Genomic DNA, 23,146 nt, shown 5'->3' with positions numbered 1-23,146 from the left:
ATTATATACTAGTCGTATATTTAAATTCAAATCAAAGAGTTAATTCGAAAAAATCACTATTATTACAACTTTTTATGTATATACGATTAGTATAATTACAGTCATTTCAAAAATGAAAAAGAGGTCGGCTTTTGGGCCAACCTCCAAATTAATTACGGTGCTTCACAAGTTCCAAATACCACCAACAGGTTTCAGTCAGCCTATTCGCTTCCGAGTGAAAAGCACTGGACTTATACTCTTTATGAAATGCCTGAAGCACGACTTCAATCACAGGAATATTTAAATCCTCTTTATCCTGTAACAGCGCCAAAAGCCCCTTGGAAAGTTGCTTTAATGGTGTGGATTCCTTGGATTTTTGAACAAGCTTGTTGAACTCATCCAATTCCTCCAACAGCTTGTCGATATCCAGACCCATATCATGGTTACGCTCATCGGCATTCAGAAAATAGAGAGACTGAACGTCAAAAATATGTTCATTTCTTTGGTGCATCGTTCTTAATATCACTTCGATGTACGTTAATACTTTTGGAACAACTTCGCTCCAAACCGGTTTTTTCGTATTTAGACTTCTCGAGGTGTTGGCAATCTGATGCAATATGCCATAGCACAATATGGCGCCTTCGTTGGCATATAAGCTGATGTCTTTTCCGTACACCTGAATCAAGCGTGTAGACAGCCAGTTTAGATGCACTTTAGCCAGTTTCGCTGAGTTGATCTCTCCGGCGTAAAAACCAGTCCAATACAATTCCCATACTCGCTCTTTGTCAGGTCCAGACATGGGAATGGCAATCTGATCAACGAGCAGGTCATAATCCGATGTATAGTGATTTTGTTCAAGCTCTTTGCGAATGAAAACATCCTCTTGCATACGCTGATCAATAATTGAATATAAACAGTCTTCTTTCGAGCTGAAGAATTTGTAGAATGTGCCCTTGGATACACCTGATTGATCCAGAATCATCTGGATTGTTGTATTTGCATAGCTATGCTCTAAAAATAGAGCAAGTGCTGTCTCCAATAAACTTTGCTTACGACTACTCATGTCCCGTCATCGCCCCAAGTTTTTCTATTGATTTTAACATTCATTCCTCAGGAGTTGAAGCATTGATTCGCAGTATAGCCGTCATATAAAATAATTGCACAATGAGTAAATTTGCACAATGAGCAACTTGTTGTTATGATAAACCTCACAAAGTGCATATTCAGTAAGAGTGCTCTTCTTAAAAAGAATTAAACCATAGTCATTGATATTGGAGGTGAACGCAAAAGCGGAGAATAATGAGCAAACGAAACTTGCGACATTTGAAAAAAGAAGCGACTGAAAAAGCGCTTGCTGGTGCTGCATATGAACTCACCCTTGAACATGGGCTTGATGGTTTTACGGTCGAGGATATCGTACATCAGGTGGGTTGTTCACGTAGAACATTTGCTAACTATTTCACATGTAAAGAAGAAGCCGTGGCAAAAGGCGCAACATCCTTTCAAAATACAACGGAACTCGAAGATTTACTTACCGAATTGCCCGACAACGCCTCCTTGCTTGATGTACTGTATAACCTGATCAAGATGCAACTTACAACAGAACTTATAGGAAGGCTTCATCAGCTACAATCGCTATCTCAAACCTATCCCGTACTGGAACCGCATTACCTTGGCGTCATGCACCAAAGGCAAACGCAGGCACAAGAAACCTTATTGTACTTATCCAACGGGAGGTATGACGAGATTTATACTTATCTTTTAATTAACGCATTATACGGAATGATATTGCCATTAATTGATGGAAGACTTAATGTATTGCTGCCCGGACAAGCCGTTACTGAAGACACTAAGCCCGGTGCTATAACATTTGATCAATTTTTGGAAACCACGTTTAGTCATTTGCGGACAGGATTCGAACAAGCTAACCATCCTCATTCATCTTAAAGGGAGTGTAAAACAAAAAATGTCTACATTATTGTACAGATTGGGGAAAACCGCTTTTAGCAAACCTGCATATTTCATCATTGGTTGGGTTTTAATTCTGGGAATTGTCATCTCCATGATCAGCATCAATGGTATTCACATCAGTTCTGAAATGAAGATTGAAGGCACAGAGTCACAGAAGGTTCTGGATCAATTGGCAAAAGAACTGCCAGCTGCCTCCGGCGGTCAAGGAAGTGTTGTGTTCAAGGCACCGGACCACGAACGTTTAGATACACCTGAACGTTTGGCTGCCATGATGAAGGGGGTTAATGAAGTTTACGGATTAGACAAGGTCATTAACCCTGCCGATTATGCAGCTGAAGCGAGTAATTCAGGGGCTTCTGCTGAGATGACTCAGAATGCTCAGTCTGCGGGTGCGGCTCAATCCGCAACAACCACGCCTCCTCCCTATGGTCCTTTGATGGTGGATGGTGTTCCTGTACCTGGTATGCTAATCTCTTCGGACGGCCGCATTGCAATGTTCCAGTTCCAATTCACAATGGAGCAGTCTGCCATCACGCAGGATGTATTTGATTCCGTTATTCAATCTGTTATGACGGTTGAGCAAGGAACCAACATTACGGTGTTGCCGGGCGAAACGCTCAAAAGGGTATCGATTGGTGTCGGCTCCGCAGAGATTGTTGGACTGGTCATTGCTGTCATTGTATTGCTGATCACTCTTGGCTCCGTTGTTGCCGCAGGTCTTCCCCTCCTCACTGCACTCCTTGGTGTTGCGATCGGAGTAGGTGGAGCATTCTCCATCTCCAAATTTATCGAAATGCCTAGTGTCACTTCCGTCCTGGCTCTCATGGTTGGATTGGCTGTTGGAATCGATTATGCTCTCTTCATTGTTAATCGCCAGCGTCGAATGATTATTGATCAAGGCTTGAGCGCAAAAGAAGCAACCGCAAGAGCCATTGGTACATCGGGCAGCGCGGTATTTTTTGCCGGATTAACCGTCATTATTGCACTGTGCGGTATGCTTGTCATCGGTCTCACATTCTTGTCTACGATGGCTTTGGTCGCAGCTGCCACCGTACTCATCAACGTATTCGTTGCTTTAACCCTGTTGCCGGCTTTACTGGGATTGGTAGGCGAACGCATCTGTTCCGCCAAAGCTCGTGAAAAAAGCACGAAACATTCTAAAGCCACTAGCCGCGGAGTCGCGGACAGATGGGTGAAATTCGTTATCAAAAATCGTTGGGCTACCATTATCGCCATCATCGTCATTCTTGGTTTTGCCGCGACACCGATCACAAAAATGGAAATGGGTATCCCTGGGGCTTCCTCAGCGAATCTCGATACAGACGCAAGACAGAGCTATGATGCTATCTCGGAAGGCTTCGGAGAAGGATTCAACGGACCACTTATTCTGGTCGCAGAGCCTAATCAGTCTTCCGCAAAAGTTACGCCGGAACTCTTAGGTGGTCTGATGATGGAGCTGCAAGGTCAAAACAACGTTGCACAGGTTACACCGCTTGGTATGACAGAAGATTTGGCTATCTTTAGTCTCATTCCAAAAACGGGTCCTAACGATACGCTCACTAAAACCCTGGTCACTGATCTGCGCGCGGCTGATTCCAGCATCGCACAGACCTATGATGTGAAACTCGGAGTTACGGGACTTACAGCTGTTAATATCGATATGTCAGCCAAACTGGCGCAGGTGTTCCCTATTTATGTAGGCATCATAATCCTGCTCTCGCTGATCATCCTGTTACTCGTATTCCGTTCGATTATCGTTCCCATCAAAGCCACCATCGGTTTCCTTCTTAGTATCCTCGCTACATTCGGGATTACTACTGCTGTATTCCAATGGGGCTGGCTGCATTCTCTCTTCGGATTCGACACTGGCGGTCCGCTGCTGAGCTTCATGCCGATCATCGTGACAGGTATCCTGTATGGCCTTGCGATGGACTATCAGGTCTTCCTGGTCAGCTCCATGCGCGAATCCTATGTTCATGGTCATCGCGGAACCGAATCCGTTGTTCATGGGTACAATCAGGTAAGTCGCGTGGTTGTTGCCGCAGCAGTGATCATGGTCTCTGTATTTGCAGGATTTATCTTCACCGATGATGTCATGATCAAGCAGATTGGCTTTACCTTGGCAGTAGGCATTCTGATTGATGCGTTCATTATCCGGATGGGATTGGTTCCTGCCATCATGGCTATTTTCGGTGACAAAGCTTGGGCGCTTCCAAAATGGCTGGATCGTATTCTGCCGAACCTGGATGTTGAGGGCGAGAAACTGATTGCTTCCCTGAATGCTAAAGAGCATCCCAACACCAAGTCTGGATTAAAATAATCCTGCCCATAGAATGGTGATACCACCAATTACTATCACGACTACAATACCAAGACCTCCTCTGTTTCTGTAAACAGGAGGTCTTTTTTTCTGCTGCAAATCTTATGCGGTTATGTCTTCAATATGGATAGTATAGCGTGGGGATCTAGCAGCATGAACAAAGGCCGCAAATAACTTTTGACTATAGTGATCCACAGTGTAGCTGTACTCCGGGTGCCATTGTACCGCCAAAACAAATGTCTGGTTCGGCATAACCACCGACTCAACGAGTCCATCTTCGGCGACTGCCACGGCAGTTAACTTATCCGATAATATCTTAATCCCTTGATGATGATAACTATTCACTTTTATCGTGTTTGCTTGCAAGATATCGTATAGCAGATTATTTTTCTCAATATGTACATCATGTACAAGATTCGTATACGGCGGGTTTTGCTTATGATTAACGATCTCGTTCACATCAAGTTGAAGGCTAGTCGGAATATCTTGATACAACGTACCACCCAAAATAACGTTAAATAGTTGTAGTCCACGGCATATGCCAAAGGCAGGTTTATCAAGCTCAATTACCTTTTGTAATAATATCGACTCCATCATATCGCGTTCAATACATAACTCCCCACAGGTATCCTCTGTCTGCTCATGATATAGATCAGGATTGAGGTCATGTCCCCCTGTAAACAGGAACCCATCGAACTCATGAGCCAACGTAGCAAGTATCTCGACATCCGTTGTCAGAGGTAGCATGATTGGAATCCCACCCGCACCCTCGATTGCGTTCATATAATCCGGAAGCATCCAGTAACTTTTTTTGTCAGTATCATATAAAGGCAGTACACCGATCATGGGCTTTTTCATGGCTTTCCCTCCTAATGGATTCATTTTATCAGATCTCTTTATATATAAACTCACTAAATTGTTGCATTTTCCTACCTCTGTAATCTGTGAATCCATTTCATCTGGAGCACTGGAAAACAAAAAAAAACAAAGCCGCTGGAAAAGCGACTTTGCTTGTAATTCTATTACCATCTATATGGATTCATCCATTTAATTAAAAAACATCTGATCTAGGCTGCGTTCACAGTGGTCACTTCGTCCGAATTCAATTGAATGGAACGTTGGCATATCCGGGTAATGACATAAGCCAGCAAGGCAAGCATTACAGCAACTGGAGGCACCCACTGTACACCACCTATATTGACGGCAATCCCCCCGACACCAGAGCCTAGCGCTATCCCCACATTGGCCGCCACAGGTAACAGTGTAGATGCGAATGCTTTGGATCCCGGCGCGATCGCTCCAGACACATCAAACAAATATAACTGGGATGCCGCGCTCATGGAGGATGACAGACATCCAATCAGAAACAGGAATGCCAAGCCGATCCACAGATTGGAAACGGCAAAACTCATGCCCAGGAAGAGGAATGCTTGGATTACGAAAAGCCGCTTGAGCTTGGGCAGGAAGTCACCCTTGGCTATTTTGGCACCAATCCAGTTACTCAGGATGCTGCAGGCGCCATAGATCAGGAGTATGGCACTAATCCAATGTACAGGCACACCCATTGTCTCACTTAGAAGTGGCGTAATGTACGTAAAAACGACGAAAATACAGCTGTTTCCCAGTACCGGGATCAGACAGGCCAGCAATATCCGTGGCTTCAAAAAGAGAGACATCTGATCACTGAACGAACCGGCAATCGTTGTTGTTTGGCGTGGCAGAATACGGAACATGAATACCAACGGCACAACACCGATGCATGCCGTAACGACAAAAGTCATGGACCAGCTCAGGTGTTGTCCGATAAATGTACCGAGCGGAACACCCAGTACATTCGCGATAGAAAATCCGCCCAAAATCCAAGCGATGGCTTCACCCCTTCGCTCCCGGTTCACTGCATCACTTATGATCGAGATCGAAAGCGATATCGTAAGTCCACAAGCAACGGCCGAAACGATGCGAATGGCCATCAGAGAAGAGAACGTTGTTGAGAACACGGTCAATAGATTTAATGCTAACACGATTGCAAATCCAATCAATATGGAACTTCTTCTGGATATTTTGGCCAAGAAGGCTACGGCAAATGGTGTACCCACTGCGTATGCAATAGCAAAACCGGATACGAGCATGCCCGCGGCAGCAAGCGATACTTTCATGTAACTTTCAATTTCCTTCAACACACCCACGATGACATACTCGGTTGTTCCCAGTACAAAGCTAACTAGCGTAAGCGTTAAAATAAGTAGGTTCTCTCTATTTCTAGTCATAAATCAATACTCACTAATCCTTTCTATTGTTGCAAGCGCTTCAATTCTGTCTACGATCAGTAAACATGTATTTTCTGCTTTCCCATCCCTTCACTTTCGATATATAGTACATTTTGGATAGTGAAATTGTACTGTCAGATATGCCATGGCGACAATCAAGGTTGTTGTGCTTTTATTGCAAAACATGATGTATGTTGTCATTTCAGCACAGACTATCATTACAGATTCTGAAGGGAAGACATAGATGAATACACACCACGAATCCGGCCAACTATATCCAAATCGAGATTGCACCATTATTTATGTAGGAAAACTGGCCGACAATCCCCATTGGAGTTTTCCGACGCATAAACATGACGATCTGCATGAGATTATTTACGTAACTGAAGGTAAAGGACTGTTCACCATTGACGGTACCAAACACTGGGCTGAAAAAGGTGATTTGCTCATTTATAACAAAGGTACTCTTCACGAGGAGAAGTCCAACCCTGAATTCCCGTTATCCACTTTTTATTGTGGCTTTCGTTTTACAGAAGGTATCCACTCCCTTGAGGATTGGGTCATCCCTCCCTATAACAAACCGATCATTCGAGCCAACCGATATACCGATGAGCTCCATTCGTTAATGCAGACTCTCTTCAATGAATTTTCAATCCGAGAACATGGATACGAGTCTATCTCTGGGCATGTGCTGAAAGCTATACTTCTGATCATCGATCGCCAGTCCCGTCAACAGCTTCCTAATGGGGAGAGCGTTGGGAGCAATACCCTTGCTGAGAGCATTAAGGACTATCTGGATACCCACTATCGGCAGAACATTAAACTTAAGGAATTGGCAGATCAATTTCATATCGATTTTTATTACTTAATTCATATGTACAAAAATCACTATGGTACTTCGCCTTATCACTACCTGATTCAACGAAGAATGGGTGAAGCCACCCGACTATTAGTCTCAACCAACAAAAAAATATGGGAGATTGCCAAACTGGTCGGTTACGATAACCCCAATTACTTTACGATTCTATTTACCAAAACCGTCGGTGAATCACCACGAAGTTTCCGAAAGAAGAATCAAAAAGATATGTTCGGCGATGAAACGTCACATTCCTACTAATCTCTCTAAGAGCATAAAAGCACTCCCTGCATTCATTTTGGTGAATCATTCAGCAAATAAACGTAAAAAACCCACGTATATACGCACTCAAAGAAACTTTGAGCATGTATATACATAGGTATCGCCTGAACGATTCAGTAACAAGTCGTATTTGTTTTGTATTATATAGGCCTCTGTTGTTTATATTCCGTAGGACTGAGTCCCGTATATTCCTTGAACACCTTCGAGAAATAGTGTTGATCACTGAAGGACAGCAAATCGGATAATTCCTTGAATTTCATGTCCGGCTGGTGTTCCATCAGTCTGCATGCTTCCTGAATGCGAAGCCGGGTGTAATACTGAACAAACGTTATTTGTGTGGCATTCTTGATCACTCTGCTGACATACGACGGGCTGACGTGAAACTTTAATGCAATGTCATTAATCGATAATTGAGAGTATTTATTCAGTTTTACGTAATCGTCAATCTGCTCGAACAGGATCGCCTTGCTTTTTCGAACGTGGGATTGCAGCATATCGAAGCACTGCCCCGTCCATTCCGTCAGTTCCCGGCAAAAATCGGCATAGGACTGTGCCTGAGCGAATTGTCTTGCCCGAAGCTCCAGCCCCAATCTCATGCCCGACCCCTGTTCCTCGTACAGATGAGCAAACGTGTCTACGACCAATGCGATAAACCGCTCCACCTCGGTCATAAGTACATTGTCCTCCGCCCATCGGTCCAGCAGCTCAGACAGCTTGAGAGCAAATCGCTCTTTCCGCCGATCCTGTATCATCTGTACAAAAGTAGCTTCAAGCGCCGAATCCAGACAGCCTGTCTCGGATCTCGCCATCGACACCGGATTCCCGGTATCGAGCGCTAAGCCTTGTTTCAACCGTTGCTGCTCAGACACAATGGACGACATGCGGTGATAGAGTTCTGGCAGATTACCAGACTCAGCGTACAGCAATTGTCCTCCGATTATCGCATCATAGTCATGTGCAAGCAGATGCCGACGTAATGATTCAAGACATTCATGTACGGAAGAGTACAAGTCAAGCGCACTCTTGTTGACGAAAATGACATACTGATAAGGGGTTTGACTTGTGTACACACGACATGCATGGGATGTAAAAAAATCCTGCATGATAGTCTCAAGCTCTACCTGCATCCATCGTTCATGTCCTGCGGTAAAGGGTTGTTTGTTCATAATGATCATCATCTGGCTGAATAAAGGAGGAAAATCACCCCCTTGTTTCAGTGTAGTCTCACTTTGGGGAAGAATGAATTTCTGCAAATCCAGCAGGTCCCTGGACATCTGTTGATCGAGTTGCTCAATTACCCGACCCATGACCTCTTCCAGTGCTTCTCGCTCCACGGGTTTCAATAAATAGTCAAACACTTTCAGGTTCAATGCTTTTCTTGTATATTCAAAATCGCTATAACCACTAATCAGAATGACCTTCAGCTCTGGGTTAGCAAGCTTGGCTTGCTCGATCAGTGATAGGCCATCCATTTTCGGCATCCGAATATCGGTCAACAGCAGATCAATCGATTCCTGCTCGATCACTGCCAAGGCTTCCTCTCCATTCGTTGCCGTAGCGGCTACGCGAACCGGGAAGTTGAGCGTTTCCAAGAGCATTTTAATATTGCGTAATATCGGTTTGCTATCCTCAACGATCATAACGTTATACATCGTCTGTCCCTCCTAGTTAGGTCGTGTCTCAAAACTCGCTGAAGTGCATCTTTTACCGCCTTTTCGCCCCCTGCTGCGTCACTTTCCCTTGACGTGCCCCGGCACGCCTGCGGAAAACTTCCTGGCTTGGAACGAAAATTCGGCAAAATCTGCTTCCTTCGGAGTTTTCAGACACGCCCTAGTAAAAATCCTTCGTCAGTGAGCCGATGATCTGAATTGTTGCTCCATGTTCCTCTTCCGCATGATTGTTAAATATATTAATAAAAAGCCGATTGTTATACATTAGTTTGAGTCGATTGACACTGTTGACCATCCCCATGTTACCCAGGGCTGTTGCACGATCGGCAGTCTGGTTCATTCCGGAACCCGATGCCTGAATATTGGCTAAAATCTCCTGGATCTTATCCGGTGAAAAGCCTTCTCCGTTATCCTTAATCTCCAAAGCCCATAATCCGTTATATTGCTTCACGGTAATCCGGATACGCCAAGGAGGTGCGGTGTTGGCAAAGGCATGTTCGATGCAGTTTTCCACAAACGGCTGAATGACCAACCGTGGCAACTTGATTTCGCTCGCCAGCTCGTCCGCACGGATGTCCCACTCCAGATCCTCTTCGTACTTTTGTTGTACAAGGGACAAATAATGTCTCGTATGTTGAAGCTCATCAGCCAAGGTCACATGGGCGTAGGGCGAAGAGACGATATAACGCAGACTGTCCGAGAGATGCTTGCACATATCCGATACAACTTTGGTCTTCCCCTCTTGTGCAGCAATACTGATCAGATATAAAACGTTATGAATAAAATGTGGAGCGATCTGGGCTTGCAGCGCAGAATTACGCGCCTTTACTTCTTCATGAAGTGCCGATTTTTCACGGTCAATGGATTGCTGTAGCCGCTCCATGAGATCCTGAAAGGCTTCGTTAAGCAATAACAGATCGTTGTTCTTCGGCGTTTCATCCACTTTCAGATTCATATTGCTGTAGTTCATACGCCAGATTTGACTGCGAAGCTTGCGAATTGGAAGCAGCAGGTTACGCGTTGAAAGGAAGATATACACAAAGGAAACCAGCATCAGCGCCGTAATCAGCAGGATGGACATGGTCTGAACCGAATGGATCGAACCCAGAACGGATTTTTTGGGTGTTATGATATACGTGATCCAACCTGTACTGGGTGATGTAGAATGCGTAATATAATTGTCGTCTTTGTCGACCACCAGTCCCTCGTCTGATGCTGGTTTCTTCCAATTGGCAACTGTCACCCCCGCTTCCGAACCTGTCATCTGCTCCCCTTGTTCATTCAAAATATAAACATCTCCAGCGGTAACGCCTTCCGTAAGATTCTGTATATAGGCCTGTTCCATCTGAATGCTAAGATAACCGTACACCTTGCCGTTCTGATCATTGATCGTGCGCACAAAAGAGATGGTATCGTCTTGGCGCAGCAAGACAAAACCGCTTTCCGTCCAATCCCGCCCGCTCTGACTACTCTCCATCATCGTGTTCAAAATCGCCGGAGGATTGCCTGAACCCAGATATGACGTAAGAAGAACACCTTGCCTGTCATAGATGGACATATCCTTGATATTCATGCTTGGCCCAATCGCCTGAAACATGATGTCTTTGATGATCCGAATTTGCTTCAGCCTTTCATAGTTACTATGAGCTGAGGAGCTCTTGTCCATGGCTGCAAAAATATTCTTGCTGGACAATATCCGCTGTGACATTTGGTTCTGTTGTTCTACGTATAGATCAACCTGCTCTCTCACCTTCGTAGCAGTCACGAGCGTATCTTGCTCCGTTTTTAGTTTGAGCGGACGAATAACAATCACATTTACATAAACGATAAAACAGCCCAGCACGAACAAAAGCAGAGCCAGAAATGTCAAAAAGACCTTTGTCTGCAAACTGAATTGAGTTGCTTTATGTATGAGCTTTGCCATTCTCAGAGATGCCCTCCTGTTCTGACTTGATGTGAAATCCCTTATATTCATGTCTACTCTATCACGGTATTTCATGAAATGATAGCGATTTCAAGTTCAGGATTTTACACATCAACGTTCAAGCACAGACATGTACCGGGGCGATAAAAGAATCTATAATCAGACTTGTAAACGGATTCACCAAACGTTTTAGAGGGGGATTTGCATTGAAAACAATAAAAAGAAAAAAGACGATTTCCATTATTCTGGCCAGTTTATTATCGATCTCGTTAACCGCTTGTGGATCAGGAGGTACGGATTCCGGTACAGCTGCTGGCGGGGACAGCAAGAGTGGCAAAGTCACATTGGAGCTGGCAATCTCTAAAAGTTCTCAGGACTCTGCCTTTATCCAGCAGGACATTCTTGATGCATTTGAAAAACAAACGAACATTCGTGTCAATTTGCAGCTGATTCCAGCGGAACAAACGACGACTGTACTGCAAACCAAACTGGCTGTAGATGAAACGCCTGACATTATTCAGTACAATCTGGCGAGCGCAGTCACGGACCTGAACCTTGATCGTAACTTCGAGATTCTGGATAACGAGCCTTGGGCAAGCAGAATTGTGAACAAGGACGTCCTCTCTTCTGGTGGACACCTCTACAGTTTCCATGTCAGCCAAGATACGGGGATGCAAGGGGTCGTTTACAACAAACAAATCTTTGAAGAACTCGGGTTGTCGATTCCAACCAACTACGAAGAATTCCTGGCGATCTGTGAAAAAATCAAAGCAAGTGGCATTACGCCCGTATTCATGCCTTACAAAGATGCCTGGGCTGCCAACATCTGGCCTGCTGCAGCTTTTGCCGATTTTGTAGCCAAAAATGACCCGACTTTTTTTGATGAGTTGAACAGCAATAAGAAAAAATGGTCTGATATCCCGGAATTCAAAACATTCCTGGAACAACAATATGAAATTTACACCAAAGGGTACACCAACACGGATGTGCTTAGCGACAGCTATGACATGGCCGTAGGTAAATTCCTGAACAAGGAAGTTGCCATGATGTTTATGGGCGATTGGTTAATCGAAGGCGTGGCCGAGCAAGATCCAAATATGGAACTGGGCGTATTCCCGATTCCATCGTCGGATAATGCCAGTCTGGGTGCAAGTCCACTGGGCGGACAACTGTTCATTCCGAAGAAATCCAAACATCTGGATGAAGCCAAACAGTTCCTGGACTATATCGCTTCCAAGGATGTCGCACAACAGATCGTCGATTCCAAAGGATACGTATCCAATTTCAGTGACGTTACTACACCGGAACTGCCAGCTTACAAACAGGATATTGTAGACAATTATATTACGCCGAAGAAAACCGTGCTGACAACGGATGCATACATGCTGGTTGATCGCAGCGAACTGTACCGATTATTGCAGGATCAATTTGCGGGTGGATTGTCACCGGAAGAAGTACTGAAATCCTGGGATGAGAAGTTCAGTCAGCTGATGCAGGATAAAGGTGTAGAAGGTTTCTAAAGAGTGAAATATAAGGCAGCATAACAGGATCGACCGTTATGCTGCCTGGCTATAACGGAGTGTGAGACATGAAAAGGACTAAAAATCTGTACTCGTATTACATGATATTTCCCGCACTGATTATCTACTCCATCTTTTTCGTTGTGCCTGCTCTCGCCGCTTTCTATTATTCATTCACGGATTGGCGGCTGGATCGGCTGGAGCTGAAGTTCATCGGGTGGGATAATTTCAAGAAAATTTTCTCGGACAAAACGCTTATTCTGGCGCTGAAAAACACGGCGATATTTGCAATCGTCACCGTCGTTGGCAAGAATATCATCGGCCTATTGCTGGCCGTAGGACTTAACATGCGATTAAGAACCAAGAACCTGCTGCGCGCCATCTTCTACTCCCCTTCCATACTCAGCATTCTTGTGATCAGCATTCTGTTCACTCCCATGTTGCGTACCGAAGGTACAATTAACAACTTATTGGAATCTGTTGGGCTACATTCGTTAAGCCAAGCTTGGCTGACCAACCCATCGATTGTTATCTGGACGATTGCCATCGTCTCGATCTGGCAGAGCGCCGGGTTCCAGATGGCCATCTATCTGGCGGGCCTGCAGTCCATTTCTCAAGAGTATTACGAAGCAGCCAAGATTGATGGCGCAAGTTCGTGGAGAAGTTTTTTCAAGATCACACTGCCACTCTTATTGCCCGCCATTAACATTAACCTGATGTTGACATTGATCGGTGGACTCAAAGTATTCTCCGAAGTGTACGTCATGACCGGTGGTGGCCCGGGTAACGCTTCACAGGTCGTGGGTACGATCATTCTGCGATCTTTCGGCGAAGGTAACTGGGGACTTGGTACCGCCGTCAACACACTGCTGTTCGTGGTCGTTACCATTATTGCTATACCGCTATTGATCTTCATGCGGCGTAAGGAGGTTACGGAATAACATGGGCTATACACGCAAACTCGCCATCCGCAACTATATCGTGGAAGGGTTCCTGATTCTGGCCTCTCTTATCGTTCTGTTGCCGCTTGTCATTCTGATCTTTGGTTCATTCAAAACCAGCGCCGAAGTGCTCAGCTTCTCCCTGAGTTTCCCGGAAACATGGCAGTTCTCGAACTATGTTCGTGTCTTCCAGGAAGGCGGTCTGTCGCGAGCGTTCTTCAACAGCATTTTGATTACTGGCGTATCTTCCATCATTAATATCGTTGCTTCTTCGGCAGCGGCATTCATTCTGGCACGTCGGGAAACCAAACTATCCGGCACCATCTACATGTATTTTTTCATGGGACTGATTGCACCAATGTCGATTATTACGACCATACGGGTCGTACAGGGATTGGGATTCTACGGCAGCATCACTAGTGTCATCCTGATCTATGCCGCATTGAACACGGCCTTCAGTGTATTCCTGTATAGTGGGTTCATCAAAACCATTCCACGAGCGCTGGACGAAGTAGCATTTCTGGAAGGAGCAAGTGTATTCGGCGTGTTCTTCCGCATCGTCACACCGCTTATCCTGCCCGTTAACGCAACGGTAGCGATCATGGTGTTCATGTCCGTCTGGAATGACATCACAATTCCGGTGTACTTCCTGACAGATAGCTCCACATGGACGATGCCACTATCGATCTACAATTTCTACGGCAAATACAGCCGGGACTGGAACCTGATATTCGCCAATCTCGTGCTTACATCGCTGCCTGTATTCATCCTCTATCTATTTGGGCAAAAATATATTGTCAGCGGCCTCACTGCCGGTGCAGTTAAAGGTTAAACCTTATATTGTCACCGTTCTTGAGGGAATGGAATTGGAGGATTCATGACGGACTTAACCCCCACCATATCTGGCGGGGGTTGTTTTATTTATAGCGAGAAAATGCATCTACACTTCTCTATTTTTGAAACAATTGCGGGTAAAGGGCAGCAACACCACCAGCAAGACCCTGTTGTACATTCCGACTAGTATCATCAGCAATAATCTCGTAGAGATCCGCTTCAATTGAATCTATTGCAATTTTGGCAATATCCATTGGGCTCGTTTTCGGTGCATCGATACCTGCCGTCATATCAGTATCCATGAACGCTACGTGCAATCCGGCAACGCTAACGTTCTTAGGGGCTAATTCCAGACGTAATGCATTCGTAATCCCCCACTGAGCGGATTTTGCAGCTGAATATGCACCCGAGTTACCGAGGCTGAGCCAAGATAGAACGGACAGGATATTCAGTATCGAACCGCCTCCATTCTTCTCAATCACCGGTGCAAACGCACGAATCATTGAAAGCGTACCGAAAACATGTGTGTTGAATTCCAAGTGAATATCGTTTAGCTCACCTGTGAACAGAGAAGCACCCGTAGCGGAACCAGCATTATTGATTAGAAGGGTTACATCACTAGCTACCTCAGCTGCAGCCATGACAGATTGAGGATCAGTAATATCGAGTTGCAGTGGAATAGCCCCCGGCAGGTCAATGGATTCTGGGTTTCGCGCTCCAGCATACACTTTGGTTCCCCTCGCCAACAGTTCAAGAGCAAGTTCCTTGCCCAACCCTCGATTAGCCCCACTTACAATAGCAACTTGTTTGGAAATGTTCATTTTTTATTACTCCCTCTCATTTGAGAATTCATTCATTTTCGAGCTGTTATGAGAATGATCGTTCTCATAACTCCCAATAACAATCTATCACATCGGGAACGATCAGTAAAGAATAACTTTTATGATCCATGTCTTCATAAAAAGAAAGATGCCCGATAACCTTTGAAAAAAGGCTCCGAGCATCTTTCTTTGATCCTTCATTTAGAACGGATTTACATATGGATTATGATTTTATGTCATACAGATTCGCAGGTAACACCTGCACAAACGGTGACCAGTCACTCGTTGTATATAGATGAAGTCGGTGCATGGCCCGTGTGCAGGCCGTATACAGGAGCTTGCGGTCATATTCCTGGCTGTAAGCTTCTGGTGAAGCATCATAGATCAGGACTGAATCGAACTCAACGCCTTTGGCGAGGTACACAGGAATAACCATGATTCCTTTTTCAAAAATTTGTGTGTCCTTCGTTATGAGCCGCAGCCCTTCGCCTCCCTGACTTCGTAACCATTCATGGGCGTCCCGGCTTTCAGCCGCGGTCTTCGTAATCAGAGCGATGGAATCGAACCCCTCCGCCTTAAGCGTGGCGATGTCTGCGAGAATCTGCGCAGCACGCAGCTTCTCCTCCTTCAATCTCGTTAAAAGAGGCTTCTGATCTCCCCTCTCAAACGGTCTAATCCCTTCTCCCCCTGGTAGCATACATCTCGTAAATTCTACGATCTCTCTGGTTGAACGATAACTGCGTACCAGGCGTATCAATGTAGTTTCGCTTTCTCCGTAAAGGTGAACCAGCGGCGAGTCGGATGCTGCCAAATCCGTGGCCTGCATAAAGATGGCTTGCCCGAAATCCCCTAACACGGTCATGCGGGCACGAGGAAACAGTTTCTTCAGATATTCATACTGAAACGCCGAATAATCCTGACCTTCATCCACGAAGACATACCGAATATCTGTATTTGTCCGGACACCCTCGATCAACTCTTTTACATATAAATAAGGAGTAGCATCCTCATGGAACAGCTTGTTCTGGATGATCATTTCCTTGGTCTGTTTACAAATCTCGGGCCAATGCTGCGGGGGGATTGCCCCATTCGTTTGCTCCCGATAAGCGACTTCATCTACAAAAACTTGTTCATATATACCTTTCACATCCACGAACTGGAATTTCCGCACACTCTTTCTTAACGGTTTAAACATGTCTTTCACCAGTTTCTGACGAAGCAGCTCCTCTTCCCGCACTGCAAAGTTAAAGGCACCCTCATCTTGCTCTGCGCTTTTATTCCCATTCTCCCGTGCTGCGTATTTTTCCGCCACATCGAACACAGGCTTTTCTTTGTGCAACATGCGGAAAGCTTCCACGTACTCTTCTGTGTCCAGATAATTCAACTCCTCCTGAACCCAGTCTGCTTCCCGCTCCAGACGTTCCAGCGAAACGAGTTCTCTCAGCAACCATTCCTGCAAAAGAAGTATACGGTTGGACAAGGTAAGATTTTGATCCAAACTGTAAAATTGAGTCTTCATTCGGTCCGCAGTGATGAATTCACGTCCCCGAAATTGAATCCCGTTAAACCGCATCCCCTCTCTTCCTAACCACTTACCGTAGTTTTGGAGCACTTGCAGGAATGTCTCGGAAGCTTTGTACTTAATCGCCTCCAAACGAGCTTCATATCCCGGATCATTCTGAGCTGTCAGCACATATTCAATCTGATCAAAGGCATCCTCTGGTCGTATGGAGGAATCCAACCAATAATTCAGATATTCCTGAAAAGTTGTCTGCTGCATGTTCTCTTCACCAAGTTCCGGGAGTACGGTCGAGATATAACTGGTAAACATCGGATTCGGCGAGAAAAGTACAATCTGATCTGCTTTGACGGTCTGGCGGTGTTTGTATAGTAAGTAGGCCACTCGCTGTAACGCAGCGGACGTCTTGCCACTGCCAGCTGCCCCTTGAACGATAAGCATTCGGCTTCGGTCATCACGGATAATGGCGTTTTGTTCCTTCTGGATAGTTGCTACAATGCTCTTCATTTGTGAGTCTGCACCCTTGGCAAGCACTTGCTGCAACAATTCGTCACCAATCGTCTCAGTTGAATCAAACATGCTATGAAGCTGCCCATTTTGAATCTGGAATTGACGCTTGAGCTCCATCTTTCCGTCGATTCGTCCTGAAGGTGTGTCATAACTTGCTGGCCCGGGAGAGTGATCATAGTACAGACTCGCAATTGGCGTTCTCCAGTCATAGATTAGAAAGTTCAATCCATCCTCATCCATGAAAGATGATACGCCAATGTAGATCTGTTCAGTCAATGTCATGCCTTTTTCCTTATAGTCGAAACGGCCAAAATACGGCGTTGGAAGCAGTCTCTTTGTGTTCTTCCATTGTTGTGTTAAAAGCTTGTGCCCGCGCTCCCTCTCGGCCAATACCCTCGACTGCTGATTAATGGTATAGAATGCATCTTCAAAATCCGTGTACGAACCCGTATTGATCGTCACTTCTTCCCAAAACCGTTTACGAATTTCGGCAGCCTGTTCATGCAGTCCGGCAACCTTCGGTTCTAACTCGTCGAGTCGTGCCTGAAGTTTGTTCCTCACCTGTACTAATCTTTCCTCTTCCAACTTCCAATCGTTTGTTTTATCCATGAATGAGTCCACTCCCTTTTCCATTTATTAGGACCAAAAAAAGAGCATTGACAAATCGGAATGTCGGATGTAAAATTAAATTAGGAGAAATAATGATTCACCCTTTACATTGAATAGAAATGTCAATTGCGCTATAGATTATATCATGGCTTTTTTTTACGTTCAATGCTTTTTTTCTATTCTGTTTGAGTTAAACAATAATTTATATTAAATAAGATGTCCCTTGAGTTACACTGAGGGGCATTTTTTTTTGTCCTTTATCCAACCGATTGGGTGAATATGATAGGATTAGGCAAAATTTTGATAGAAATGTGGTACAGGTTGTTCCATTCGTTATGACATAATAATGTGTAAATAGGTCACCATACAGGTGGCAATAATAAACATTAGAAAGGATTTGAACATAACATGGAATATACGAAACTTGGTAACACAGGCTTGGACGTATCTCGATTTTGCCTGGGATGTATGGGATTTGGGGACGCCAGTAAATGGGTTCATGAATGGGTACTGAATGAAGAAAATTCTCGCCCTGTGATCAAAAAAGCACTGGATCTAGGCATTAATTTCTTCGATACAGCCAATATATATTCTCTGGGTACGAGCGAGGAGTATCTTGGTCGAGCGTTAAAAGATTACGCAAATCGGGATGAAGTTGTCATTGCAACCAAGGTACACGGACAAATGCACCAAGGACCAAACGGTTCTGGCCTTTCCAGAAAAGCCATCCTGAGTGAGATCGATAAAAGCCTGAAACGACTGGAAACGGATTATGTAGATCTGTATATCATTCATCGTTGGGACTACAATACGCCTATTGAAGAAACCATGGAAGCCTTACATGATGTGGTGAAGTCCGGTAAAGTGAGATATATTGGCGCCTCAGCCATGTTCGCATGGCAGTTCCAAAAAGCCTTACACGTAGCAGAGAAAAATGGTTGGACCAAGTTTGTCTCCATGCAAAACCACTTGAACCTCATCTACCGTGAAGAGGAACGAGAAATGTTGCCTTTATGCAAGGAAGAGAAGATTGGTGTAACTCCCTACAGTCCTCTTGCTTCAGGCAGGTTAACCCGTGACTGGTCCGTATCGACACTCCGATCCGAGACAGACCAAATTCAGAAATCCAAGTACAATGCGACTAGCGATGCGGATCGACTTGTTGTTGAGCGAGTTGCATCCATTGCAGAAAAATACGGTGTCCCTCGCACACATATTGCACTTGCGTGGTTACTACAAAAAGACACTGTAGCGGCTCCAATTATCGGTGCCACCAAAATATCGCATCTGGAAGATGCGGTAGGTGCTCTTTCTGTTGAGTTGACCTTAGAAGACGTCTCATTCCTTGAAGAGCCCTATGTACCTCACCCTGTAGTAGGTGCTCAATAATCGCTTGTGCTTAAAATATAGAAGACCTCCTCTTTCCGTATCCGGAAGTTGGGGGTCTACTTTTTATATCGCGATTTATTTGCGCCAGAATGTTGAACATTCTGCCTTATCCTTTATATTAAACTCAATCATTTTCTCAAGTAACGAAAAATCAATCTCCTGTTTCCACTTCATCCGCACCAACTCTTTGGTGTGATCATACCCCGCCTGAGTGATCTCTTCCGAAAAACGATTGATTCCGGCCTTCTCGGGAGCAACAGCCAAATGTTGCTTTGATACACTAAAACCAATGATAAAGGTATCATGGTCGGTAAACATCGGTTGGTTCCAAGCTATTTTTTGCTTTAAATTCGGGAATTTTTCAGTAATCCAGTTCAAGACTTCTTCCGTTCGTGCCTGGTGTTCCGGGTTATCGATGCGTGCTATGAATTCTGCAAAGGTCTCCATTCGTTTCCCCCTATAACAAGAAATATACTATTTAATTTGCCCCATTCAATCTCATTCTATCATGAATATCAAATTCAAAACCCCTTATCTGCCCGATAACTCAACAAAAAATGGGTAGTCTGCTAGACTTTAAATGTTTTCCTTTATCCAAGAACGCAACTGATCAGCATAGAGAGCACGTTCATCTGGATCGGACGGAGAACCATTTGTCAGATAAAGTTGATCATTCACATATCTAGGGTAAACATGCAGATGATAATGCCACACGTCTTGATTGCCAGCAGGTTCATTATGTTGTCGTGTAGAAATCCCATCACATCCATATGTACTTTTCATTGCAAATGCTGTAAGCTGAGCCGCGCGGTGTATTTCAACAGCATAGTCCTCGGGGAGTTCAAAGATGTTCTCGAAATGTTGATTCGGAACAATAAGAACATGTCCTTTATTGTTTGGCCACCATTTGCCCGCTATAAATGCCGTTACCTTTTCATTCTGATAGATGATATCCCTTTGTTTTGTTCCCTGATCAGGTCGCTCGATACCCCAAATTCGACAAAATGGACATTCGTACCCTTCAGGCTGATGTGAAAATGATGCTGTCATCTTTCTCATACCACTCCTTTCATATTTTTCTAACTAGTTATTAGACGCAGTTACCTTCTGTTCGTTGCGATAAGATGGCGGGTTATAGAACGAATCAGCAATTAACAAAACAGAAAAGCAGCTGACCTTATCGGCAGCTGCTTTCTACTATCTTCAACTATCACTTTCACACTTCACACTTCACACTTACATGGTGCTGATATCAATAACAAAGCGATATTTCACGTCGGAAGCCAGTACACGCTTGTATGCTTCGTCAATCTGGTCTGCGGAGATGACCTCAATGTTAGGTGCAATATCATGTTCTGCACAAAAATCGAGCATTTCCTGCGTCTCACGAATGCCACCAATCATGGAACCTGCGAATGAACGACGATGACCGATGAGAGAGAATACGTTAACAGCTAAAGGCTCTGGAGGAGCACCCACGTTCACGAGTGTACCATCCAGCGTGAGCAGGGAGAAATAAGCGTTAATATCAATATTCGCACTTACCGTGTTAATCATCAGATCAAAAGTGCCTGCAAGTTTCTCGAATGTTTCCGGTTCGCTTGTGGCAAAGTAGTGATCTGCACCAAATTGCAGTCCATCTTCTTTTTTGCTCAAGGACTGGGAGAGAACGGTTACTTCGGCACCCATCGCATGTGCAATTTTGACAGCCATATGACCAAGACCACCCATACCTACAACGGCAATCTTCTTACCTGGGCCAGCTCCCCAGTGATGCAGTGGTGAATACGTCGTAATACCGGCACACAGCAAAGGTGCAGCAGCATCAAGTGCAATGTTATCAGGGATGCGAACGATGAAATCCTCTACGACAACAATGTGAGTCGAATATCCACCTTGCGTAGGCTCACCGTATTTGTCCACCCCAGCATAAGTAGGAATATTTCCTTTGAGACAGTATTGCTCTTCACCTTTGCGGCAGTTATCACATTCGCCACAAGAGTCCACCATACATCCGACCCCTACTCGGTCACCGACCTTGTATTTGGACACTCCGGTTCCTACATCCGTTACAATCCCGGCAATCTCGTGTCCAGGAACGAGCGGATAATTCACAGGACCCCATTCACCGTGGGCAGTATGGATGTCAGAATGGCAGATACCTGCATATTTAATTTCGATTAATACATCATTGGTATCCAGATCACGTCGTTTAATTTCAGCACTTCTGAATTGTTGGTCTGGTCCGTCAACGGCTCTGGCTTTAGCTATAATCAATGGTATAACCTCCTCGTAATTTAAAGTTCAAAATAATCTTAACCCCTCTAGTTAACTCTAGGTCAAATATTTATCCTTTTTTATCTCCGCCCCACTTTGACAGTTTGTAATGCACCATGATAGAATTCTCATCGGAACAAGCTAGAGTTAACTCGAAGTCTACCCCCAGTGGAAAGGAAATCACCGCCAATGACTTATTCAATCAGTGAAGTTGCCAAAAAATTGGACCTTACCGTATATACATTGCGTTACTATGACAAGGAAGGACTCATGCCTTTTGTGGAACGTACAACGAGCGGAACACGTTTGTTCAAAGACTCCGACATTGACTTTCTAAAGATCATTCAATGTTTGAAGCTGACCGGGATGCCTATTAAGGACATCAAAGACTTCATTGAATGGTGTTCTGAAGGGGACTCCACTTTGAAGCAGAGATATGACATGTTTACCGAGCGAAAAGCTAGTGTAGAAGCACAGATGGAAGAACTGAGAAAGACTATGGAAGTCATTGAGCACAAATGCGCATACTACGAGAATGCTTTGAAGGCTGGAACCGAAGAGATTCACAAAATTAAACCGATAGAAAATGCCATCACCAATTGATGGTTTACGCTTTTTTTCTAAAATTGACGCAAAAAAAAGTAGCTTGAAGTCCGCTAACGGATTTCAAGCTACTTTATCATTTTTCCAAAAGTTTCATCGATACATGGATAATGCGATTTAATTTTTCTTTATCCATCGAAGTTCTTGCCATGGCTCGTATGCCCACGGAAGTATTGTGAAGGTACTCTGCCATTTCCTTCGCATCCTGAGTTGAGGAGAACTCTCCATCCCGCTGTCCCCATTCAATAATCTGCTCGAACATCCGCTCTGCTACATTAAATGATTCAAGAGATCGGGAGTCCACCTCCGTATCACGTGGGCCCAGCTCCACCGCCGAATTCACGATCAGGCAACCCGATGGCGTATCCTCTGCTTCGCTGATCATAACTTCGAAAATTTTATGCAGTGCTTCCACTGCTGTCTTGGACGCTTTGATCTCTGCGAGCAATGTATTGCTGACCTTACCATTGTAACGATCCATTGCCTGCAAAAACAACGAATGTTTGTCGTCAAACGTATCATATATACTTCTGCGATGAATCCCCATATGCTCAACCAGGTCACTCATCGACGTCTTCTCGTAACCTTGTTCCCAGAAGATCTTCATTGCTTTATCCAATACTTCGTTTACTTCAAACTCTTTACTCCTAGCCATTTTGACTTCCCTCCCAAAATCAATCTAACACATCGGGAACGATCAGTAAATAAAATAGGGACTTGTGAATATTCAGCCGGCAAATAACATATCTTATCCATTCACCTCAAATGTTTGCCTATTCCTATCCGTTTTCTACCGCCTTGGGTCAATCTACGATAGAATGTGGTTATTATGTTGTGAGAAAAAAAGGAGAACT

Annotated in this window: 19 protein-coding genes; 8 read left to right on the top strand and 11 right to left on the bottom strand. The window is 44.6% G+C overall.

Annotated elements, in window-relative coordinates:
- Window positions 1-148: 148 nt before the first annotated feature.
- Entirely contained in the window at window positions 149-1,042 is an 894-nt protein-coding gene (locus AC1S8V_RS14325) for a TetR/AcrR family transcriptional regulator (protein ID WP_482074159.1), read from the bottom strand.
- Between the two features lie 260 nt (window positions 1,043-1,302).
- Between AC1S8V_RS14325 and AC1S8V_RS14320 the strand changes: the two genes are divergently transcribed.
- Both AC1S8V_RS14320 and AC1S8V_RS14315 read left to right on the top strand, forming a co-directional pair.
- A complete protein-coding gene (locus AC1S8V_RS14320; protein ID WP_482074158.1) occupies window positions 1,303-1,926 on the top strand; it encodes a TetR/AcrR family transcriptional regulator in 624 nt (207 codons plus the stop codon).
- 19 nt (window positions 1,927-1,945) lie between these two features.
- Window positions 1,946-4,270 (top strand): MMPL family transporter, encoded by a 2,325-nt coding sequence (locus tag AC1S8V_RS14315; protein ID WP_482074157.1) that lies wholly within the window; start codon window positions 1,946-1,948, stop codon window positions 4,268-4,270.
- A 102-nt stretch (window positions 4,271-4,372) separates the two neighbouring features.
- Here the strand turns inward: AC1S8V_RS14315 and AC1S8V_RS14310 are convergent, their stop codons facing one another.
- Window positions 4,373-5,128 (bottom strand): gamma-glutamyl-gamma-aminobutyrate hydrolase family protein, encoded by a 756-nt coding sequence (locus AC1S8V_RS14310; RefSeq protein ID WP_482074156.1) that lies wholly within the window; start codon window positions 5,126-5,128, stop codon window positions 4,373-4,375.
- Between the two features lie 209 nt (window positions 5,129-5,337).
- Complete coding sequence (locus AC1S8V_RS14305; protein ID WP_482074155.1) at window positions 5,338-6,537, bottom strand: MFS transporter; 1,200 nt, start codon at window positions 6,535-6,537, stop codon at window positions 5,338-5,340.
- Window positions 6,538-6,781: 244 nt separating this feature from the next.
- Here AC1S8V_RS14305 and AC1S8V_RS14300 point away from each other — a divergent pair, with 244 nt between their 5' ends.
- Complete coding sequence (locus AC1S8V_RS14300) at window positions 6,782-7,654, top strand: helix-turn-helix transcriptional regulator (protein ID WP_482074154.1); 873 nt, start codon at window positions 6,782-6,784, stop codon at window positions 7,652-7,654.
- A gap of 161 nt (window positions 7,655-7,815) precedes the next feature.
- On the opposite strand, the gene AC1S8V_RS14295 is transcribed toward AC1S8V_RS14300, so the two are convergent.
- Both AC1S8V_RS14295 and AC1S8V_RS14290 read right to left on the bottom strand, forming a co-directional pair.
- Window positions 7,816-9,327 (bottom strand): response regulator, encoded by a 1,512-nt coding sequence (locus AC1S8V_RS14295; RefSeq protein WP_482074153.1) that lies wholly within the window; start codon window positions 9,325-9,327, stop codon window positions 7,816-7,818.
- Between the two features lie 178 nt (window positions 9,328-9,505).
- The gene (locus AC1S8V_RS14290) at window positions 9,506-11,269 is read right to left on the bottom strand and encodes a cache domain-containing sensor histidine kinase (protein WP_482074152.1); all 1,764 of its coding nucleotides are present in this window, start codon (window positions 11,267-11,269) and stop codon (window positions 9,506-9,508) included.
- 206 nt (window positions 11,270-11,475) lie between these two features.
- On the opposite strand from AC1S8V_RS14290, the gene AC1S8V_RS14285 reads away from it, so the two are divergent.
- The 3 genes from AC1S8V_RS14285 (at window position 11,476) to AC1S8V_RS14275 (ending at window position 14,562) form a co-directional block, all read left to right on the top strand.
- Window positions 11,476-12,789 (top strand): ABC transporter substrate-binding protein, encoded by a 1,314-nt coding sequence (locus tag AC1S8V_RS14285; RefSeq protein WP_482074151.1) that lies wholly within the window; start codon window positions 11,476-11,478, stop codon window positions 12,787-12,789.
- 68 nt (window positions 12,790-12,857) lie between these two features.
- Window positions 12,858-13,730 (top strand): carbohydrate ABC transporter permease, encoded by an 873-nt coding sequence (locus tag AC1S8V_RS14280; RefSeq protein ID WP_482074150.1) that lies wholly within the window; start codon window positions 12,858-12,860, stop codon window positions 13,728-13,730.
- Window position 13,731: 1 nt separating this feature from the next.
- Window positions 13,732-14,562 (top strand): carbohydrate ABC transporter permease, encoded by an 831-nt coding sequence (locus tag AC1S8V_RS14275; RefSeq protein ID WP_017688542.1) that lies wholly within the window; start codon window positions 13,732-13,734, stop codon window positions 14,560-14,562.
- Window positions 14,563-14,680: 118 nt separating this feature from the next.
- Here the strand turns inward: AC1S8V_RS14275 and AC1S8V_RS14270 are convergent, their stop codons facing one another.
- Window positions 14,681-15,385 carry an SDR family oxidoreductase gene (locus AC1S8V_RS14270; RefSeq protein WP_482074149.1) on the bottom strand — a complete coding sequence of 235 codons (705 nt, stop codon included), beginning with the start codon at window positions 15,383-15,385 and terminating at the stop codon, window positions 14,681-14,683.
- A 223-nt stretch (window positions 15,386-15,608) separates the two neighbouring features.
- On the bottom strand, window positions 15,609-18,023 hold the full coding sequence (gene helD / locus AC1S8V_RS14265) for an RNA polymerase recycling motor HelD (RefSeq protein ID WP_482074148.1): 2,415 nt from the start codon (window positions 18,021-18,023) through the stop codon (window positions 15,609-15,611).
- A 408-nt stretch (window positions 18,024-18,431) separates the two neighbouring features.
- Between helD and AC1S8V_RS14260 the strand changes: the two genes are divergently transcribed.
- Window positions 18,432-19,412 carry an aldo/keto reductase gene (locus tag AC1S8V_RS14260; RefSeq protein ID WP_482074147.1) on the top strand — a complete coding sequence of 327 codons (981 nt, stop codon included), beginning with the start codon at window positions 18,432-18,434 and terminating at the stop codon, window positions 19,410-19,412.
- Between the two features lie 75 nt (window positions 19,413-19,487).
- On the opposite strand, the gene AC1S8V_RS14255 is transcribed toward AC1S8V_RS14260, so the two are convergent.
- The 3 genes from AC1S8V_RS14255 to AC1S8V_RS14245 form a co-directional block, all read right to left on the bottom strand.
- Window positions 19,488-19,859, bottom strand: a complete 372-nt coding sequence (locus AC1S8V_RS14255; protein WP_482074146.1) for an iron chaperone — start codon at window positions 19,857-19,859, stop codon at window positions 19,488-19,490.
- 129 nt (window positions 19,860-19,988) lie between these two features.
- Complete coding sequence (locus tag AC1S8V_RS14250; protein WP_482074145.1) at window positions 19,989-20,462, bottom strand: HIT family protein; 474 nt, start codon at window positions 20,460-20,462, stop codon at window positions 19,989-19,991.
- A 186-nt stretch (window positions 20,463-20,648) separates the two neighbouring features.
- On the bottom strand, window positions 20,649-21,689 hold the full coding sequence (locus AC1S8V_RS14245; RefSeq protein WP_482074144.1) for an NAD(P)-dependent alcohol dehydrogenase: 1,041 nt from the start codon (window positions 21,687-21,689) through the stop codon (window positions 20,649-20,651).
- A 189-nt stretch (window positions 21,690-21,878) separates the two neighbouring features.
- Here AC1S8V_RS14245 and AC1S8V_RS14240 point away from each other — a divergent pair, with 189 nt between their 5' ends.
- On the top strand, window positions 21,879-22,292 hold the full coding sequence (locus AC1S8V_RS14240; RefSeq protein WP_482074143.1) for a MerR family transcriptional regulator: 414 nt from the start codon (window positions 21,879-21,881) through the stop codon (window positions 22,290-22,292).
- A 76-nt stretch (window positions 22,293-22,368) separates the two neighbouring features.
- Here AC1S8V_RS14240 and AC1S8V_RS14235 read toward each other — a convergent pair whose 3' ends face one another.
- Window positions 22,369-22,947, bottom strand: coding sequence for a TetR/AcrR family transcriptional regulator (locus AC1S8V_RS14235; protein ID WP_482074142.1), 579 nt, complete (start codon window positions 22,945-22,947; stop codon window positions 22,369-22,371).
- Between the last annotated feature and the right edge of the window lie 199 nt (window positions 22,948-23,146).

The organism is Paenibacillus sp. B46(2026) (assembly GCF_056786355.1).
This window is presented reverse-complemented; position numbering and strand designations above follow the sequence as displayed.

Coding starts and splice junctions, on each gene's coding strand:
- AC1S8V_RS14255 (WP_482074146.1), bottom strand. CDS start 19,859: ATGGAGACCTTTGCAGAATTCATAGCACGCATCGATAACCCGGAACAC.
- AC1S8V_RS14260 (WP_482074147.1), top strand. CDS start 18,432: ATGGAATATACGAAACTTGGTAACACAGGCTTGGACGTATCTCGATTT.
- AC1S8V_RS14275 (WP_017688542.1), top strand. CDS start 13,732: ATGGGCTATACACGCAAACTCGCCATCCGCAACTATATCGTGGAAGGG.
- AC1S8V_RS14235 (WP_482074142.1), bottom strand. CDS start 22,947: ATGGCTAGGAGTAAAGAGTTTGAAGTAAACGAAGTATTGGATAAAGCA.
- AC1S8V_RS14270 (WP_482074149.1), bottom strand. CDS start 15,385: ATGAACATTTCCAAACAAGTTGCTATTGTAAGTGGGGCTAATCGAGGG.
- AC1S8V_RS14325 (WP_482074159.1), bottom strand. CDS start 1,042: ATGAGTAGTCGTAAGCAAAGTTTATTGGAGACAGCACTTGCTCTATTT.
- AC1S8V_RS14290 (WP_482074152.1), bottom strand. CDS start 11,269: ATGGCAAAGCTCATACATAAAGCAACTCAATTCAGTTTGCAGACAAAG.
- AC1S8V_RS14315 (WP_482074157.1), top strand. CDS start 1,946: ATGTCTACATTATTGTACAGATTGGGGAAAACCGCTTTTAGCAAACCT.
- AC1S8V_RS14300 (WP_482074154.1), top strand. CDS start 6,782: ATGAATACACACCACGAATCCGGCCAACTATATCCAAATCGAGATTGC.
- helD (WP_482074148.1), bottom strand. CDS start 18,023: ATGGATAAAACAAACGATTGGAAGTTGGAAGAGGAAAGATTAGTACAG.
- AC1S8V_RS14305 (WP_482074155.1), bottom strand. CDS start 6,537: ATGACTAGAAATAGAGAGAACCTACTTATTTTAACGCTTACGCTAGTT.
- AC1S8V_RS14310 (WP_482074156.1), bottom strand. CDS start 5,128: ATGAAAAAGCCCATGATCGGTGTACTGCCTTTATATGATACTGACAAA.
- AC1S8V_RS14295 (WP_482074153.1), bottom strand. CDS start 9,327: ATGTATAACGTTATGATCGTTGAGGATAGCAAACCGATATTACGCAAT.
- AC1S8V_RS14250 (WP_482074145.1), bottom strand. CDS start 20,462: ATGACAGCATCATTTTCACATCAGCCTGAAGGGTACGAATGTCCATTT.
- AC1S8V_RS14240 (WP_482074143.1), top strand. CDS start 21,879: ATGACTTATTCAATCAGTGAAGTTGCCAAAAAATTGGACCTTACCGTA.
- AC1S8V_RS14280 (WP_482074150.1), top strand. CDS start 12,858: ATGAAAAGGACTAAAAATCTGTACTCGTATTACATGATATTTCCCGCA.